Origin of the sequence: Bradyrhizobium sp. Arg237L, assembly GCF_029990105.1 — a bacterium.
Lineage (GTDB): Bacteria > Pseudomonadota > Alphaproteobacteria > Rhizobiales > Xanthobacteraceae > Bradyrhizobium.
The window spans coordinates 86502-103371 of sequence record NZ_JAQMIL010000021.1; the positions used below are offsets into that span (position 1 = coordinate 86502).

15 protein-coding genes are annotated in these 16870 nt (G+C 59.3%); 11 read left to right on the forward strand and 4 right to left on the reverse strand.

Annotated features, from left to right (window positions below; translation table 11 throughout):
* Window positions 1–495: 495 nt before the first annotated feature.
* Window positions 496–1392, reverse strand: a complete 897-nt coding sequence (locus OZ411_RS15355; protein WP_282528656.1) for a LysR family transcriptional regulator — start codon at window positions 1390–1392, stop codon at window positions 496–498.
* Between the two features lie 148 nt (window positions 1393–1540).
* Between OZ411_RS15355 and OZ411_RS15360 the strand changes: the two genes are divergently transcribed.
* The 9 genes from OZ411_RS15360 (at window position 1541) to OZ411_RS15400 (ending at window position 8375) form a co-directional block, all read left to right on the forward strand.
* A complete protein-coding gene (locus OZ411_RS15360; protein WP_282528657.1) occupies window positions 1541–2194 on the forward strand; it encodes a hydrolase in 654 nt (217 codons plus the stop codon).
* 245 nt (window positions 2195–2439) lie between these two features.
* Window positions 2440–3168, forward strand: a complete 729-nt coding sequence (locus OZ411_RS15365) for a nuclear transport factor 2 family protein (protein ID WP_282528658.1) — start codon at window positions 2440–2442, stop codon at window positions 3166–3168.
* 18 nt (window positions 3169–3186) lie between these two features.
* Window positions 3187–4230: an LLM class flavin-dependent oxidoreductase gene (locus OZ411_RS15370; RefSeq protein WP_282528659.1), complete on the forward strand. Its 1044-nt coding sequence runs from the start codon at window positions 3187–3189 to the stop codon at window positions 4228–4230.
* Window positions 4231–4261: 31 nt separating this feature from the next.
* A complete protein-coding gene (locus OZ411_RS15375; RefSeq protein ID WP_282528660.1) occupies window positions 4262–5107 on the forward strand; it encodes an SDR family NAD(P)-dependent oxidoreductase in 846 nt (281 codons plus the stop codon).
* 53 nt (window positions 5108–5160) lie between these two features.
* Window positions 5161–6003: an alpha/beta hydrolase gene (locus OZ411_RS15380; protein WP_282528661.1), complete on the forward strand. Its 843-nt coding sequence runs from the start codon at window positions 5161–5163 to the stop codon at window positions 6001–6003.
* Window positions 6000–6305, forward strand: a complete 306-nt coding sequence (locus tag OZ411_RS15385) for a GNAT family N-acetyltransferase (RefSeq protein ID WP_282528662.1) — start codon at window positions 6000–6002, stop codon at window positions 6303–6305. Before OZ411_RS15380 ends, OZ411_RS15385 begins: the two co-directional genes overlap by 4 nt.
* The gene (locus tag OZ411_RS15390; protein WP_282528663.1) at window positions 6302–7186 is read left to right on the forward strand and encodes a pirin family protein; all 885 of its coding nucleotides are present in this window, start codon (window positions 6302–6304) and stop codon (window positions 7184–7186) included. The genes OZ411_RS15385 and OZ411_RS15390 overlap by 4 nt, the downstream gene beginning before the upstream one ends.
* A 48-nt stretch (window positions 7187–7234) precedes the next feature.
* Complete coding sequence (locus OZ411_RS15395) at window positions 7235–7648, forward strand: ATP-binding protein (RefSeq protein ID WP_282528681.1); 414 nt, start codon at window positions 7235–7237, stop codon at window positions 7646–7648.
* A 97-nt stretch (window positions 7649–7745) separates the two neighbouring features.
* Window positions 7746–8375 (forward strand): CPBP family intramembrane glutamic endopeptidase, encoded by a 630-nt coding sequence (locus OZ411_RS15400; protein WP_282528664.1) that lies wholly within the window; start codon window positions 7746–7748, stop codon window positions 8373–8375.
* A gap of 183 nt (window positions 8376–8558) precedes the next feature.
* On the opposite strand, the gene OZ411_RS15405 is transcribed toward OZ411_RS15400, so the two are convergent.
* Window positions 8559–8900, reverse strand: a complete 342-nt coding sequence (locus OZ411_RS15405; RefSeq protein WP_282528682.1) for a hypothetical protein — start codon at window positions 8898–8900, stop codon at window positions 8559–8561.
* A gap of 488 nt (window positions 8901–9388) precedes the next feature.
* Window positions 9389–10771 (reverse strand): alginate export family protein, encoded by a 1383-nt coding sequence (locus OZ411_RS15410; protein WP_282528665.1) that lies wholly within the window; start codon window positions 10769–10771, stop codon window positions 9389–9391.
* A 599-nt stretch (window positions 10772–11370) separates the two neighbouring features.
* Between OZ411_RS15410 and OZ411_RS15415 the strand changes: the two genes are divergently transcribed.
* On the forward strand, window positions 11371–12951 hold the full coding sequence (locus tag OZ411_RS15415) for a Na+/H+ antiporter (RefSeq protein ID WP_282528666.1): 1581 nt from the start codon (window positions 11371–11373) through the stop codon (window positions 12949–12951).
* A 582-nt stretch (window positions 12952–13533) separates the two neighbouring features.
* Here OZ411_RS15415 and OZ411_RS15420 read toward each other — a convergent pair.
* Window positions 13534–14274 carry an SDR family oxidoreductase gene (locus OZ411_RS15420; RefSeq protein ID WP_282528683.1) on the reverse strand — a complete coding sequence of 247 codons (741 nt, stop codon included), beginning with the start codon at window positions 14272–14274 and terminating at the stop codon, window positions 13534–13536.
* 739 nt (window positions 14275–15013) lie between these two features.
* Here OZ411_RS15420 and OZ411_RS15425 point away from each other — a divergent pair.
* Window positions 15014–16819 carry an amidohydrolase gene (locus OZ411_RS15425; protein WP_282528667.1) on the forward strand — a complete coding sequence of 602 codons (1806 nt, stop codon included), beginning with the start codon at window positions 15014–15016 and terminating at the stop codon, window positions 16817–16819.
* Window positions 16820–16870: the final 51 nt, after the last annotated feature.

Genomic DNA, 16870 nt, shown 5'->3' on the forward strand with positions numbered 1-16870 from the left:
ATTCCCCCGCGATTGGCTTCCTGCCGCTGCTCGCGGATGCGGTCGGCGACAAGCTTGCTGTCAAACACCCTCCTGGAGGCCGGTCGCCGTGCTTTGCGCGGTCAAGCCGCCAGCAACAGCGCGGGAAGGTTCAGCGGGCAGAAGCCGAATTGGCGCCATTGGCCTATTCGCAGATGCAGGTCGTGGCCTAGGCTATTGAGGGCACGGGAAGTCTGGACGACGTCGCGCTCTCTCAGTTCACGCGACGCGCGGTGTTCTCGACAGTTATGGGCAGCATCACTTTCGGGTCGCGCGGCGAGTGGACGCATCCCCGCGTGTTGCAGGTGCAGTTCCAGAGTGTCGTTGGCAATAGTGTCGACCAGTTCAGAGAGGGCTCACGGCAAGTCGTCGTGGCTCCGCAGGAAATGGCGTCGGGAGTGTTGATCTATCCGTTCGCGAACGCTCGAGGGACCTAGGTCGCGCATATCGCATACCCACCTCGGCTCGACGCTCCACTCAGCCAGGCGTAGTGCCGACAACGTCCGGAGCTTTTCCGAAACACTCGATCAGCATTTCGGTGAGGATTCTTATCTTGCGAGCGGGATGCTGGCCTGGTGGCCGGACGACAAATACTCCCGCCGGACGTATCGGGTGCCGGGTCATGACCGGAACAAGCGCGCCAGAGGCCAGATGCTCATGGATCAGGCCCTCGGGGAGATAAGCGATGCCGAGTCCTGCTATGGCGGCAGTGACCAGAGCTGTGCCGTTGTCGGCTTTGAAGCGCCCCTGCGGTCGAACCGTGACGGTTTGTTCACCATCCATGAAATGCCAGCTTTCAGTGCCCTGCATGAGAGCCTGATGCGTGAGGAGTTCATCCGGTGTCTGAGGCGATCCGTGCGCTTTGATATACTCCGGACTCGCAACTAACTTCCCATAGATCGGTCCGACGCGCCTTGCGATCAGGTTAGAGTCTGGAAGGTGGCCAAGCCGTACCGCACAATCATAACCCTCTGCGATGAGATCTACGAAGCGATCAGTGTAGCAGGTGTGGATGCCAAGCTGAGGGTAACGTCGCGCCATTTCGGCGAACACCGGAGCAAGATGTGTCGGGCCAAAGGTAAGTGGTGCAGCAATCCGCAAGCGGCCGCGAAGATCACCTGCGGGCAGGATCGTTTCCTTGGCAACATCGATCTCGGCGCAGACTCTGGCGGCGTGATCTCGGAATGTGGAACCCGCCTCTGTGAGCACGGTGCCGCGAGTAGTTCGTGCGAGCAGCTGGACGCCGAGTTCTGCTTCAAGCCGAGCCAGCTGCCGACTAACGATCGACTTGGAGACCCCGAGCCGACGCGCGGCAGGTGTTACTCCGCCAGCGTCAGCGATCTCTACGAATGTTCGCAGTTCTTCAATGTCCAATTTTAGCGTTCCTGCTTTTGCGACACAGTGTGGCAAGGGCGAGCGCTACCGTATCGCAAATGGGAATGGCACTGTCCATGCAGACGTCGTCGCAGTCGGCGGATGTCTCCCACAAATCAGCCTCATCTAACGGCAGCAGAGGATATTCATGACCTTTCGCAACGGCCTTGCGTCGCTTCTTCGTCCCGAGGACTCGGTACTCGTTCTGATCGATCACCAGCCCTATCAGCTCACGAACTTGAACAGCCACGATCCGCAAGCTGTGGTCAACAACACGACCGCTCTGGCGAAGCTCGCAAAAGCCTTCAATGTTCCGACCATTCTCACCAGCGTGATCGCGGCGCGCGGTGGACTTCTCTTTAAGCAGATCACCGACGTGTTTCCGGGCCAGGAAGTCATCGATCGCACCTGGGTGAACACCTGGCAGGACGAGAATGTGGTGAACGTCGTCAAGGCGACCGGCCGCAAACAGCTGATCATCGCGGGCCTGTGGACCGAGGTCTGCGTCGCAATGCCTGTCATCCAGGCCGCCGGCGAAGGCTGGGACGTGACCGTGATCACCGACGCGTCGGGCGGGATTTCGAAGGAGTCTCACGAAGTTGCAATCCAGCGAATGATCGCGGCCGGCGCCAACGTGATGACCGTGATGGCGCTCGCTGGCGAATGGCAACGCGATTGGGCGCGCACCGAGCATGTCGAGGAGCTGACCGAGATTCTCATCCAGCACTTCGCCGGCAGCGGTATCGCTTATATGTGGGAACAGCAATTGCTCAATACTCCGGCACCAAGCGCCGCGAAGTGAATTGAAGGGGTGACGGGCGTCCGGACGATGCATTGCGAAGGGTGTCCGCTGGGCTAGCCTCGTCATCCCCTCTTTCCGGAAAACTGGGAACCGAACCGCTTTCAGCGGGCCTACCGCGACCTCGCTCGAATCGGGCAACGAAACTGATCCACTTTTAACCGCCTGTCACTGTTCATCCGCGGAGGACGTCGCGGCCGCGATCGGCCGAATGTTGTGTTTCAATCGACCCGCAAGGAAGGCTCAAAATGATGGCCGAACACTACCCGGTAGGACTGCAAATGGATGTGTCCTATCCGAATTTCAAAGTCAGCCTAACGTTGCGGTCCGCGACGCAATTGACGTTCGAAATCAAAGAGGGGCCTTTGGCCCGGACCGAAACCGTCGATATTCAGGTCGTGCCCATCGGCAACAGCATCTTTGCCGTCAGTTGGCAGGAGAGGGATGGAGCCACGGTCACCAACATCCAGGACTTCGACCGCTGCCAAGTCCTTTCATTCGCTGCGTTGCCGAGTGGTCAATTCATGCGAATGACAGGGCCTTTGGTTGTCACCCGGCCGCCCGACCGCGTCGCCGACGATCGGCCCCAGCGAAACAAGGCGCTGGTCCTCGATGCGATGACATCTCTATTCCAGCGTCGAGACGCAGCGTCTGTCGAGCGGCTCTATGCTCCAGTCTACATCCAGCACAATCCCGGCATCCCACAAGGCCGAGACGCCTTGAAGGCGCTCGTCGCTAATCTGTCGCGCGACACATACTACGAGCCTGGCCTGGTGGTCGCCGAAGGCAATTTCGTCGCGATCCACGGTCGAATCCGAGGTTGGGCAGACGTTCCGCAGGTCGTAGTCGATCTCTTCCGGATCGAAGGCGGTAAACTGGCCGAGCATTGGGACGTTCTGCAGAACGATGTGCCGGCAACCGCGGCGATCGGGGGCGCTTCGATGTTCGATCCTGACGAGGGATCTCGCCAAGCTTAATTGTTCGAAAGGCTTCCCATGGAAATCGGTATCGACAGCTTCGCGGCCATGCTTCCCGATCCGGCGACGGGCAAGCTTCCATCCGGCACCGATCGCATGGCAGACCTCATCGCGGAGGTCGAAGTCGCCGACCGGGCCGGACTCGATGTATTCGGTGTCGGCGAGCACCATCGCGCAGAGTTCCTGGATTCCGCTCCCGCGATCATCTTGGCCGCGGCGGCAGCGCGCACCCGTCAGATACGCTTGACGAGCGCCGTGACCGTCTTGAGCGCGGCCGACCCGGTGCGCGTGTTCCAGGAGTTCGCAACACTCGATTTGATCGCCGGCGGCCGGGCGGAGATCGTCGTCGGTCGCGGTTCGTTCGGTGAAGCCTTTCCGCTGTTTGGTCTCGACACCATGGCGTATGACGAGCTCTTCGCCGAGAAACTCGATCTATTTCTTAAGCTCCGCGAATCGACCAACATCACCTGGAAGGGGCGCTTCCGGCCCGCGCTCCATGGCCAAAGCATTTTCCCTCGCCCGCATCAGTCGCAACTTCCGCTCTGGATCGGCGTCGGCGGCACGCCGCAATCCTTCGCGCGAGCCGGCGAGCTTGGCCTTCCGTTGATGATCGCGATCATAGGCGGCAGCTTCGAACGTTTCCGTCCTCTCGTCGATCTCTATCGCGAAGCCGGCGAGCGCGCCGGGCATGACTCCGAAAAGCTCGCGGTAGGCGTTCATGCAATGGGCTTTGTCGGGGAAACCGACGCGGCAGCCGGCGATGCCTTCTTCCCCGGCTGGGCGCATTTGACGACGAAGATCGGTCGTGAACGCGGCTGGTCGGCGCCGACACGCCGGCAGTTCGAAGAAATGGCCGGTCCGGAGGGCGCGTTTCTGATTGGTAGTCCCGGAACGGTCGCAGCCAAGATGCTCCACGCCAGCGAGGCGCTCGGCGGTGTCTCGCGCATCACGTTTCAAATGAGCACCGCTTCGCTCGAAACCGCCGCGATGAAGCGCTCGATCGAGCTCCTAGGCACTGAAGTCGCGCCGATTGTCCGGGCGGCGGCGCGCGCAAATCCGTGAGGAGTGTTTCGTCTCTGGAAGGAAACACCTGATGGTATCCACTTCTCCAAGATTCGGCCGTTCGGTCGTAGTCCCGGGCGCTGGCGCCGGCCTTGGCCGCGACATCGCGCTCGGGCTCGCCGCCAAGGGCTATATCGTCTTCGGCACAGCGATGTCCGCGGCGGAGGCCCTAGATCTCAGGGACGCTTCCGGCGGACGTGTCAGCCTGACTGTCTGCGACGTCACAAAGGCGATGGGCGTGGAGGCCTGGGCGTCCGGTGTGACTGAAGCACTTGGCGCTGCCGGGCTCAACCTCCTGATCAATAATGCCGACGTCCTCACTCAAGGTCCGATCGAGATCCTTCTGCTCGACGCCATCCGTCACGAGTTTGAAGTCAACGTATTCGGTGCCCTTTCGGTGATCAACGCATTCTTGCCGGCCTTACGGAAGGCGCGCGGCCGTATCGTGCAGGTCAACACATGGATGGCGAGCTTGCCGTTACCGTTCAGCGGGCCGTCGGCAGCTTCGCATGCGGCGATCGAGGTATTTTCGGCTGTCTATCGCGCCGAACTGAAATCCTTCGGTATTGAGGTCGTGGTGGTGACCGCCGGCAACATGAAGACGGGTGGTTCAGCGAAGACGTCGGCCTTGGCGGGGATCGCAAACGGGATGACGTCGGGTCAACGCAAACTCTACGGCAAGACGTTAGGCACCTTCGCGAAGGGGCTGAGCAGTATCCAGGCGGCCAGCTTCGACTCGGCCGCTACCGCTGCACAGGTAATCGAAATCGCCGAGCAGCATCCCGCGCCGAGCCGCGCGGTGGTCGGCGCCGACGCCGAGGAGATGCTCCGAGCCACCCACGAAAGCCCGACGCCGGGGGGCATGCACTCCGCCTGACGCTTGTCGGCCTGAGCTGATCATCATCTCCATCACAAAAGGGAACGGATGAAATGGCGATACTAGCAACGCAGGATGGTACACGGATCTTCTACAAGGACTGGGGTCCGAGAGAAGCCAAGCCCGTTATGTTCCATCACGGCTGGCCATTGAGCGCAGACGATTGGGACATTCAGATGCTGTTCTTCCTAAGCAAGGGCTATCGCGTCATTGCGCATGACCGACGCGGGCACGGTCGCTCCGACCAGACCGATACTGGGAATGAGATGGATACCTACGCTGCCGATGTCGCGGCGTTGGTCCGGGAACTTGATCTGAAAGACGCGGTCCACGTTGGACACTCGACCGGCGGTGGGGAGGTGATCCGCTATGTCGCCCGCAGCGAACCCGGCCGCGTGTCGAAGGCGGTGCTGATCGGTGCGGTGCCGCCGATCATGCTGGCGACACCGCGATATCCTGGTGGCTTGCCGATGGAGGTGTTCGACGGATTTCGCGAGGCGCTCGCTCGCAACCGTGCGCAATTCTTCCTCGATGTCCCTGCCGGACCATTCTACGGCTTCAACCGCGATGGCGCCGACGTAAGCGAGGGGCTGATCCGCAATTGGTGGCGGCAGGGGATGATGGGCGGCGCCAAGGCCCACTACGATTGCATCACCGCCTTTTCGGAGACGGACTTCACCGAGGACCTCCGGACCGTTTGCTTGCCAGTGCTGCTGATGCATGGCGAGGATGATCAGGTGGTGCCGATCGACGCGTCGGCGCGCAGAGCAATCGACCTGCTGCCGAACGGGACGCTGAAGACCTATCCAAGCCTGTCACATGGGCTGTTCGCTACGCATCCCGATCTCATCAACGCCGATCTGCTGGCGTTCATCGAGGGCCAGGTCGGAGCATGAGTGCAGTTAGGGACAATCCAACCGAACATCGTTTCGAACTTCCGACTGATGACAGCAGCGAAATCGCGGCGGTATACTATCGCATCGAATGTGGCCAGCTCGTCCTCACCCATACCGAGGTCCCACAGCAACTCTCTGGGCGGGGAGTTGGCTCGCGGCTAGCACGCGGCGTCTTCGATGCGATCCGCGTGAGTGGTCGCAAGGTAGTCCTGCGCTGCCCCTTCATGGCGGCCTACTACGCGCACCATCCCGAATATTCCGACATCGTCGATAACCCGAACCGATTAGGAGAGATGACATGATTGAAATGGTCATAGAACAGCGACGTCGCGACCTCGGCGGCGGCTTCGAAGTCGGCCGCGTGCTTCCGATCGCCAAGCGTCGAATGGTCGGTCCCTTCGTCTTCTTCGATCATATGGGACCGCTCGATCTCGCGCTCGGTGTCGATCGTAGCCTCGACGTCCGCCCACACCCCCACATCGGACTCTCGACCGTCACCTATTTGTTTGCGGGCGAAGTGATGCACCGCGACAGCCTCGGCTACGAGCAAGCGATCCGTCCGCAAGAGGTTAACTGGATGACCGCAGGTCGAGGCATTACCCACAGTGAGCGGCTCGAGCGGGCGAGACTGCAAGGTGATCATTTGCACGGCGTCCAGGCCTGGGTCGCGCTACCGATCGAACATGAAGAGACCGCGCCTTCCTTTCTCAACTATTCCGGAAGCGACCTTCCCCAATGGGACGAAGCAGGCGTGGTAGGCCAACTTATCGCCGGCAGCGCCTATGGTCTGACGGCGAGTGCCACGACGCATTCGCCGCTGTTTTACGCTCATCTCAATATGGCGAGCGGCGCGACCGCCGAGATACCGGGCGGGCACAGAGAGCGCGCCCTGTACATCGCTACAGGGGCGGTGGAGCTGGATGGCAAGCGCTACGAGGCAGGCAAGATGCTGGTGCTGGCTTCCATCGCCTCCCGCGTGCTCGCCCTGGAGCAGTCTTCAGTGATGGTCTTGGGGGGAGAACCCGTCGGCGAACGGTATATCTACTGGAATTTCGTATCATCCTCGAAGGATCGCCTCGCGCAGGCGGCCTCGGATTGGAAGGCGGGAAGAATGAAGCTTCCCGACGCCGACAATGTGGAGTTCATTCCGCTGCCGGACGGGCCGATGCCGACCTTCCGATGAGGCGTGGGTAGCGCGTACGAGCTGCGAACACCGATCGCTATTTTGAAGATGAAGATCGACGCCGGGAACGATAAGGGCATACGGTCGCGTTTGCCGGACATGTCACGGCTTGCAATCCTCTCCGAGCAGTTGCTCGATCTTCATCGATTGGACAATGGCGCGCCGAGCGACCGGATCGACCTCCGGGTCCTCGCGCGCAGCGTCGCTGCCGTCCTAGCGCTTGGTATTCCGGCGGAGGAACACGAGCGGGTGCTTGAACCCTTTCATCGGCTGCGGCGGCGCTTGTCTGGTGCTGGCCTCGGTCTCAGCCTGGTCAAGCAAGTCGCAGATCATCATCGCGGTCGCATCACCACTGCCACGGCGCCCAGCGGAGGGGCGATCTACCGATGGAATTTATCGCGGTTCAGTAGCGCGACCGAGCCAAAGTTGACGCAATGTTGTCCTGCGAATCTAACCCGATAGAGCGAGATGCCCATGCACCGTCTTGTCTTACTTGAGGGGGATTATGGTCAAAGATCGATGGAAAAGACCTGGCTTGCTAGAAACATTGATTGGACTCGTGGCATATGCGGCGCTTCTTTTTGCGTTCGCCTTGCTACTGGGACTTCTTCCCCGAGGCGATCCTGTCCTCCTGGGGGTTGTCGGCTCGACCGCGGGAGGTTTTGTCGGGGTCGGCGCTTTCTCTGCAGCATTCGGCCTGCGCATACGCGCCCTGCGCCCGTTCGGGTTCAAGCCGGTATCATCCCGATGGCTCGTGACCGCAGTTGGGGCGGGGATCGTCGGCTACGGTCTCAACCTGATCATACAGTTCACTTATCTGACGTGGTTCGGAAGGAGTGACCCTCAAGGCATACTGCATGCCGCCGCCCGGGGCGGCCCGCTTCCGTTTCTCCTATCATTCCTGGGCGGCGCCATTTTCACGCCCTTCGGCGAGGAAATCCTGTTCAGGGGCGTCGTTGCGAATGCGCTTAACCGCTACGGTGCGTTTGCCGGCGTCGTTCTCAGCTCAATTATATTCGGCCTAGCGCACGGCGTGAGCGTGATACTGCCCGTCGCGATCACGGTCGGTGTTCTTTCCGCGATTCTCTTTCGTGCAACAGGTTCGCTTTGGCCCAGTGTCGTCCTGCACAGCGTCTATAACGGAGCCAATAGCTTCGCCTCGGCGTTGGGCTTCGCACCTATGCAGTAGATCGCCATAAAATGCAGTCCGATCTGCTGAACGACCGCCAGATAGGCGCGATGGCGAAGGTCTTCAGGCGGCGGAGGATGCTTTCCGTCGCAACTGTCCCGCGCCCGTCACTGCTGGTCTTGCTCATCCGGATCCAGTCGCGCCTAGAACAGCCTGCGCCGGTTGTCATAAGACAGCCCTTTACTACTTGGGTGGGTAGGGCTCGATGTCCGCAGACCAATAGTGCCTGGCGATGTTCTGACTGTTTCGGATGACGTGGTAGGCAATATCCGGATCGCCTCCTTCAAAAGTGTCCGGATCTGCACCGCACATCAGGCAATACATTCGCTGATGAACGACGCCTGCAAAATATTCCAGCACCGGCGTGGCGTCTTCCTGATCGATTGCTCGCATGTCTTCGGTAGCCTGTTTGACCGCCTCTTCCAAAGCCAGAGAGACCGCAGCAGCCAGCGCCATGTCCGCACGTTTGATGACGTCGACGGCCTTTCTTTCAGCCGACGTAAGAACAGGGCAACTTTTTGTCACGACTAACCTCCGCGAACTTTGATGGTTTTGGTTGTGCAGCCATTGCGCCTGGTAGGCATGAGCGTCCAAGACTTGTTGCGCCATGCCATGCCTTTTTTCGGGCGACAGTCGCGCCGAAATGCGAGTTGGCTGTACGACTTCACGATCGACGAGGTCAAGCAATCTGCGGCGCGGCTCCTGGCCGCGTTCGCACAAATATCGAAGGAAGACGTCGAACACACACATACACACAAAAAAATGCTGCGAATGATGTATCAGCGCGTAATCGACTTCAAGAACTCAAATCCCCCACAGTTTCGATACGTTCGGGCCGGCGGCGAGTTCGGCCGGCACCGTATCCGTCGACCGAGCAGTGGAGAAACGCCTCTCCAATGCGCAGCGTAATCAAAGTCTTCCGTAAGGCCGGTTGTGGAGCGGGACAACGAAGTCGTTGTGCCGGCCGCTACATCATGGCATCGGAGCAGCACAGCAATTGGCCTGAGTGTCTTTCAGAACTTGAATCTCACGTAGGCGGAGCCATATTGGACGTCGCGACCGGGTATCGCGCTCGCGGTCAGGAACGGTCCAACGAAAAAGTAGGCATAGGCCAGCGAAACGTCTACGTGCCGGGTGGCTCGCCAAACGATCGACGCCGAAAGCTGGTCTCCGATGTAGCGCTCGCGGCTCTCCTGTCCCGTCCGAAGCAAATTGCCGGCTAACCCGTAGACGCCGTCGTGTAGACTATTTCTCCAGAACAGGTCGTAGTCAATTCCCAGCTGAATTGAATCCGATAGATTGGCCTTGAACGTGGCGCCCAGCGCCAACAGATTGGGAGCGCCGTTCAAGCCGATTGCAGCTTGACCGAAGTAGATTCCTGTGGGGAATAGAGCGCTAAATGTTCCGAATGTACCACTTGCCGGGCCGCCGTCACCGCTCGTCGCCGCCGCTTTCAGACTCACGCGGGGCACGAAAGGTATGGACTTGAAGGTGTAGCCCGTTTCTGTGGCGAAAGAATAGGCGCTTAACGGAAGACTCGCAAAACTGCCGGCCTGATATGTCAATTCCCAATCGTAATCCCAATTTCCCTTCGACCCGAAAGCCCGCGCGCCGAATGTATGACGCTGCTGGTCTCCCGTGCCGCGATCGAAGGTAGCTTGGCGATTGTTGATGCCCAGATAATACAGATCGAGGCCGCCACCCATCGAAGAGACCGCCTTGGTCGCGTAGAGGCCCCAAAACGTCGTGCGCGTGTCCGACGGATCGTCGAACACAGACGGTCGGTTCAGTACCGGTTGGGTGACGAGCGCGGTTGCGTGCCAACCGCCGACATCCAAGACAGCCGAGACTCCATCGAATGCCCGCCGGACGTTCGGTCCATCGCGCACGTCCACGAATCTACCAGAGCCGAATCGAAACTCCTGCCGCCCAAGGCGGACCGAAATATCCGCGCTCGAGAAGGCCGGTACGTCGAACTGGGCAAACGCCTGTTCCAACCACAGTTGAGCCTCATCCACCGGGCGGGGCCCGCCGTTGCGTCCAACTAATGTCGCGCTGGAAAGTTGCCCGAAGAGCCGGATCCCGTCCCCTAGATGCCAATCCGAGTAGGTTGAAATGCGCTGAAGGAGGTAACCGTCGCGGTCTTGTGGTCCCACCCCCCAATTGGCGTTCCTAAATCCCTCGTACCACTCCCGAACTTCACCGCCCAAGGTTAGATACTGATCTTTTTCAGGACTCAAAGAAATGAACTTGATGGGGTCTATGAAATCGCGTTTGCACCCGGGATCACGAAGATAGCTGTAGTCTTCATCCTGACGCAGCAGCGCATAGGGTGGCGGCGAGGGGCAGATCGAATCCGCCCATGCGCTAGAGGAGGCCATGCTCAGGGCAAACATCCAAACCCACTTCGACGGGGTCCGTGGTACTTTCTGAGTTCTCGGGCTTCCGGCGTAGCTGGCGCCGCTAGGCTTTCCGCGGGTCACTACGCGAAGCTCGCCAGTGGTTACGAGCCGGATATCGCGCCGCGAACCAGCTCCGATCAGCGGCTCCTCATTGCGGGCGCATATCGAAGCAGCCGGTCCCCTAGCTGAAAAGATCGCCCGCTTCACCTTCGGGCACCGCGGCATCGAGATCGCATTGTCCGCCTTTCCCAATCTCGATGAGATCAGGCGATCCCGAATCGACTCGGCTCTTCCGGGAGCGCCCACCATGACGCTCGCCTGCTTGCCACATATCGCTTTGGGACCCAACGCGGTAGTCGCACGACTTGATCCTCTGTGTCGTGCAAAGTGGAACGCAGATTTCGCCTTTTCCGACTGGGACAGACTTAGAAGTGCGTTATGTTCGCGAGGCCAGGTTGAGACACCATTGCCCACTAGACGAGACACAACAGGCAAAAGCTCTCGCTGGCTCCTCTTGGATCAGGCCGAGCCTGTCCCAGTCTCAATGATTGCTCAATCAAGCCTGTTGATGGGCAAGTCCAGACAAGGAAGACATGTCCTCCATCACTCGCTTCGAGATCGTGCTCTTGCTCATCGCTATGATCGTTGTTCTCGAAAAGCTCGCGCAGCGGCTTGAGCTTCCTCGTGCCGCGGCGCTTATCGTCGGTGGGATCGGTCTTGCCATGATCCCGGGAACTCCAAACATCGAACTCGATCCCGATCTAGTCATGGTGCTTTTCCTGCCGCCGTTGTTGATGGCCAGCGCATGGTTCACCGCCTGGCGGGATTTCCGCGCGGACATAAGAATCATAATGCAACTTGCCGTGGGAGCCGTTGTTTTTACGACGCTGGTCGTCGGAGTGGTGGCGCACATGGTGCAACCGACCCTTCCTTGGGGAGCCTGCTTCGCTCTAGGCGCGATAGTCTCGCCGCCAGACGCCGTAGCGGCTAAGGCGATACTTCAGAAACTGCCTTTGCCGCAGCGAGTCATCGTGCTGTTGGAGGGAGAAAGCCTAGTGAACGACGCGTCCGGGCTGGTTCTTTTTCGGCTCGCGGTCGCCGCAACGCTAACAGGCACATTCAGCCCAACCCATGCTGTGCTTCAGTTTTCCTGGCTCGCAGCCGGCGGAGTGGCGTTGGGGGTTGCTTTCGCCAACGTATCAATTTTCGTCCTCAAGCGGATCGACGATGCAGACCTCTCCGTCGTCTGGGGATTCCTGACCGCGTGGATCTCGTATATCGCGGCGGAGAAGATCGGCGTTTCCGGAGTGCTGTCCACGGTCTCGTGCGGCATGGTTATGGGGTGGCGTCAGCACGATCTCCTGTCAGCCGTCACTCGCACGCGATCGGCGGCGGTCTGGGGGGTCGTTGTCTTTCTGCTGGAATCCCTGATTTTCGTCCTGATAGGCCTTTCGCTCCGCGGCATGTTGATCAGGCTCGGCGGATCAGAAGCCTTGCTCGAGCTCCTGCCCGCAACCGTGGCGATCGTCGCGGCCGTGATCTTCGCGAGGTTCGCCTGGATCTTTCCGACGACTTACATTCCTCGTGCGTTGATCCCCATGCTCCGTGCGCGGGATCCGTATCCTCCGCTATCCGTGCCCTTCATCATGAGTTGGGCGGGGATTCGGGGAGTGGTCAGTCTCGCCGCGGCCCTTTCACTTCCCGAGGCCTTTCCCGGTCGAGACCTCATCCTGGCGGTGACGTTCGCGGTCATCCTCGCGACGGTTCTTCTGCAAGGCTCTACCCTAGCGCCGCTCGTACGACTGCTCTCGGGAGCCAGGATCGGCTCGTTGCACAATTCGCAACTTTCTGAGGCCGATGCCCGTGCTCGCATTGCTGCCGCTCAGTTGGCGGCGATCGAAAAAGAGTCACTCGAACCAGACGGAAGCCATCGTCATCCTCGCTTGATGGAGCAGTATTCCCACCGGGTAAGGGCGTCGGCGCGATTCTCGGAGGAGCCCGAAATATTGACGTCGCACCGCGCGGATCACTTCACGGCCGTCTTGGCAGCAATTTCCGCCGGTCGCAAAGAATTGCTGCGGATGTATCGGGACGACCAAATCCACGACAGCGTGCTCCACGCAATCGAGCAAGAACTCGATCTGGAGGAGATCACGGTCAAGCGGTTCGTATGACATACGTCCGCTGTCGGGAGAATTAACCGTGTGCCTCGGAAACCACGACACACGGGAAGACACTCAAGGCATCGATGAACTCCGAGATAGGCGTTTGCCAACCGATCATCCGACAGGAACGCCTCCCATTCTCCGGTGCCAATCTCGTGAACGATCCGGCCGGGGACTATAAGTGCGCCCGGTCTGTGATCTCGGAAGCTATGTCGACGTTCTGTTCGACGAGGAGCAAGCCCATTCCTCTTTGTGTCAACTTTCGGGTCCAATGGATGGCTCGTCCATGATCAATTAGGAGGCCTGGTCGCAAGAGAAGCGCGCGATCGCAACTATCTGCTGTTATCCGCCGCTGAGCAATTCCACGCGGTGCGACCGCCGGTCCGCGACGACGGGGAACAGCTCATAGGCGTCGTCGAAACGAGAACGCGATCCCTTTGCCGTTGGCCGCCCGCCCGTATCGTTCGGCTATGACCAAATTGTACTCGACCGAAAGCTCGCCGAATAGATTGCGGTTTTCCATCACACTCTATGGCGAGCACTTGCGCTGAGTGCCTGCGGTTGAGTGATTTTTCAATGATAGCGCCAGTTTTACGCGATCGCACCCCCGTCCGCGGTTAGGATAGCGCCGGTAATTATGCTCGCAGCGGGGCTGGCGAGAAATACCACCGCGCTCGCGACTTCGTGCGGCTCACCGAAGCGCCCCAAAGACGACAAGTTGCGCTGAAACTCGGCACCAGGGCCGTCCGCCGGATTTGCATCCGTATTGGTCGATCCGGGCTGGACAAGATTCACAGTGATACCTTTCGGTCCGAGTTCGCGCGAAAGGCCGCGGGTGAAGGAAGTCAGCGCCGCCTTCGACATCGCATAGGCAGTCACGCCAGCGAACGGGACCCGCTCTCCCAGCCCCGAACCGATCGAGATGATGCGCCCTCCCTCGCCGAGATGAGGAATAGCTGCCTTCGCGAACAGCACCGGCGCTCGGACATTGACATCCATCAGGGTTTGGAAGTCCGCAACGTCGATATCGGCAATCATGCCGTTGTGGCTGATAGCTGCGCTATTGACGAGGATGTCGAGTCCGCCGAGCGCCGATACGGCCTCTCTCACGGAGCGCATGACGGCTCCCGGGTGAGCGCTGTCGGCTTCAATCGCGATCACGCGACGCCCCGCGCTTCTGATCGAATCGGCCACCTTTTGCGCTTTCTCGGTCGAGTGCTGGTAGGTGAATGCGACGTCGGCGCCGTTCTCGGCCAGCGCCAACGCGATGGCCGCCCCAATGCCCCGCGACGCACCTGTCACCAATGCACGCTTCCCACTCAGATCAATCATAACCTGCCCTTCTGGTATCGTGGTTCGAGCACCCGAGCGGCTCACGTAGAGATTACGAGAGGCGCCTGAAGCCCTATCTCTGGCAATCTGGTGCTCGAGTGGACGTCTCGCAGCAGCAAGAAGTGTCAAACTGTGTCGCAGCGAGAGGAACGCTGACCGATACGTCGGTTACGATAAGGTCATCGCGTCTGAAACGGTTGTCGCCTCGTTTCCGAAGCCGAAGCTGCGACCTCATCAGACTTTTACGACATCATCTGTGTCGGCGTCCCGTTCGGCCGCAGCGCGAACGTGCGCAGTCCGTACGCACGCAGGTAGCAGTTCATCGGACTGCAATCGCGCGCGTCGCCTGACGTTCCGGTCGGCGCTCGGTTGGCGCATTCGCCTGTGTGCTATCGTCCAGTGCAAGTCACCGGCTCGTTCCCGATTCTGCGACACAGTGTATGGCTGCAACTAACTACCGTCGAATGAACGTCGATGGTACTGGCCGTTTAGGCATCGTCTAAGGACGTGTGTCGTCCAACAAGCCAATTTGTGACAACGGCATGCGAGGATTTGGATGGCGCGTTTTAGCGCATGGAAGCGGGCTGAGTGCGACCGAGCACGTTGACCGCCGTGAGTTGCGAGCTGGCAAACGGTAGATGTCGATGCTCGCCATCCTGCCTCATGCGATGAAGAACTTGCTGTGACGAATACCGTCTAGCGAGGCCGATCGACTTAAAAAATAGCCGAATGGGGTAAAATGATCAGAGGAATATTAATCGCGTTTTTGACGATCCTTCCGTTCTCCGCGATTCAGGCGCAATCGACGCGAAATGATTCTGGCGCTGACCTGATCGTTTTTAACGCAAAGATCTTCACCGGCAACCGTGGGCAGCCCGAGGCTTCGGCTTTGGCCGTCAAGAACGGTCGCATCTATTCCGTCGGCTCCGACGAAGATGTTCTCGGCCTAAAGAAATCCGAGACCAAGGTATTTGATGCGCGCAGCCGCAGGCTCATCCACGGCATCGTCGATGCTCATATTCATGTCCTCAACGACATGGCCTATAACTACAATGTGCGATGGGATGGCACGCCGACGCTGCGTCGCGCGTTGACGATGCTGAGCGAGCAGGCCGAACGCACGCCGGAGGGCCAATGGGTTAAAGTGATTGGAGGTTGGTCCCCGTACCAGTTTGAGGAGAACCGCTTTCCTACCATAGACGAATTGCACAAGGCCGTCCCCAATCGGCCCTTGATAGTACAGTATGCCTATAATCGCGCCTTTTTGAACAAGCGGGCGATGGAGGTTCTTGGTATGGGCACCGATCGGTTCCCACAGGTGCCGGGCACCGAACTCGAAAAGGACAGCCGCGGACAATACACCGGCGTGGTCCACGGCTACACCTGGTTGTTTCTCGCATTGGAAACCATGGTGCCACAGCCCACGTTCGACGAAGAAGTGAGTTCGTTGATCTATAGCATCCGCGGTCTGAACCGGTTTGGCGTGACCTCGATCATCGATAACGGCGGTAGATGGGAATACCCCAAAGCCCAGGCAAGGGTAGACATGCTTGCACGAGACAACCGTCTCAATGTGCGCATGCCCTTTGTGGACTTGCAACTCGGCAAAGGCGGGCCGGTAAACATGGTGGATCTGGAACTTGAGGCGATCACGAAAACAGCCCCGATAAGCCCAGGACAAAACCTGCACCCCACCCTGGCACATGGCCATGAATATCGAGGGGCTGGGGAGGTTCTGAACGGAGAAGTGCACGATCATGAGAACTTCGATCGTCCGGCGGTTATCATCGAGCCGGAGAAGATGCGGCGCTTCGTCGAGCAGGACGTGAGGAGGCTGGTAGAGCGGCGCATCCCGTTCCGCATGCACACCACCTACAACGAGAACATCTCCCCCTTTCTCGACGCTCTGGAGAAGGTGAACGAAACAATCCCGCTTGATGGCTTGCGATGGAGTCTCGAACACGCCGAGACCATTAGTCCGGAGAACATTGATCGGGTGAAAAAGCTGGGTGGCGGCATCGCTCTGGACGCCAAAATGGCGCTGCACGCCGATGGTTTCATAAAGACCCATAGTCGCGAGGAGGCTTTGAGTACCCCTCGTTTGCGCATGCTCGTTGATAGCGGCATCCCACTGGCCATGACTACCGACGCCTTTCGGGCCGCCACGTTCAACCCTTGGGCCGGCATTAGCTGGATGGTATCTGGAAAGTCTGTGTCCGGATCCGAAGTTCTTGCCAAGGACAACCGTCTCTCCCGCGCCGAAGCACTGAAACTGTTTACCAGTGGTCCAGCGTGGTTCACGAATGCAGAATCCGAAATGGGCTTAATCGCCCCGGGCAATCTCGCGGATTTCGCTATTCTCGACAGAGATTACTTTTCCGTACCGGAGGATCAGATCAAATCCGTCTCTTCTGTTCTGACTATTATGGACGGTAAGGTTGTGTTTGGTGCACAGGACTATAGCGCTCTATCTCCAGAACTTCCCGAGATTCTCCCGAGTTGGTCACCCGTTAAGTACTTCGGGAGCTATTACGGGGACAATTGAGCCCCACGGGACTCATCGCACTGCGTGGCATATCGGCCGAGGTCAACTTGC

Excerpts from the sequence above, each read along its gene's own strand:
- OZ411_RS15370 (WP_282528659.1), top strand. The coding sequence starts at position 3,187 with ATGGAAATCGGTATCGACAGCTTCGCGGCCATGCTTCCCGATCCGGCG.
- OZ411_RS15385 (WP_282528662.1), top strand. The coding sequence starts at position 6,000 with ATGAGTGCAGTTAGGGACAATCCAACCGAACATCGTTTCGAACTTCCG.
- OZ411_RS15415 (WP_282528666.1), top strand. The coding sequence starts at position 11,371 with ATGTCCTCCATCACTCGCTTCGAGATCGTGCTCTTGCTCATCGCTATG.
- OZ411_RS15380 (WP_282528661.1), top strand. The coding sequence starts at position 5,161 with ATGGCGATACTAGCAACGCAGGATGGTACACGGATCTTCTACAAGGAC.
- OZ411_RS15425 (WP_282528667.1), top strand. The coding sequence starts at position 15,014 with ATGATCAGAGGAATATTAATCGCGTTTTTGACGATCCTTCCGTTCTCC.
- OZ411_RS15420 (WP_282528683.1), bottom strand. The coding sequence starts at position 14,274 with ATGATTGATCTGAGTGGGAAGCGTGCATTGGTGACAGGTGCGTCGCGG.
- OZ411_RS15395 (WP_282528681.1), top strand. The coding sequence starts at position 7,235 with ATGAAGATCGACGCCGGGAACGATAAGGGCATACGGTCGCGTTTGCCG.
- OZ411_RS15410 (WP_282528665.1), bottom strand. The coding sequence starts at position 10,771 with ATGTTTGCCCTGAGCATGGCCTCCTCTAGCGCATGGGCGGATTCGATC.
- OZ411_RS15375 (WP_282528660.1), top strand. The coding sequence starts at position 4,262 with ATGGTATCCACTTCTCCAAGATTCGGCCGTTCGGTCGTAGTCCCGGGC.
- OZ411_RS15390 (WP_282528663.1), top strand. The coding sequence starts at position 6,302 with ATGATTGAAATGGTCATAGAACAGCGACGTCGCGACCTCGGCGGCGGC.
- OZ411_RS15365 (WP_282528658.1), top strand. The coding sequence starts at position 2,440 with ATGATGGCCGAACACTACCCGGTAGGACTGCAAATGGATGTGTCCTAT.
- OZ411_RS15360 (WP_282528657.1), top strand. The coding sequence starts at position 1,541 with ATGACCTTTCGCAACGGCCTTGCGTCGCTTCTTCGTCCCGAGGACTCG.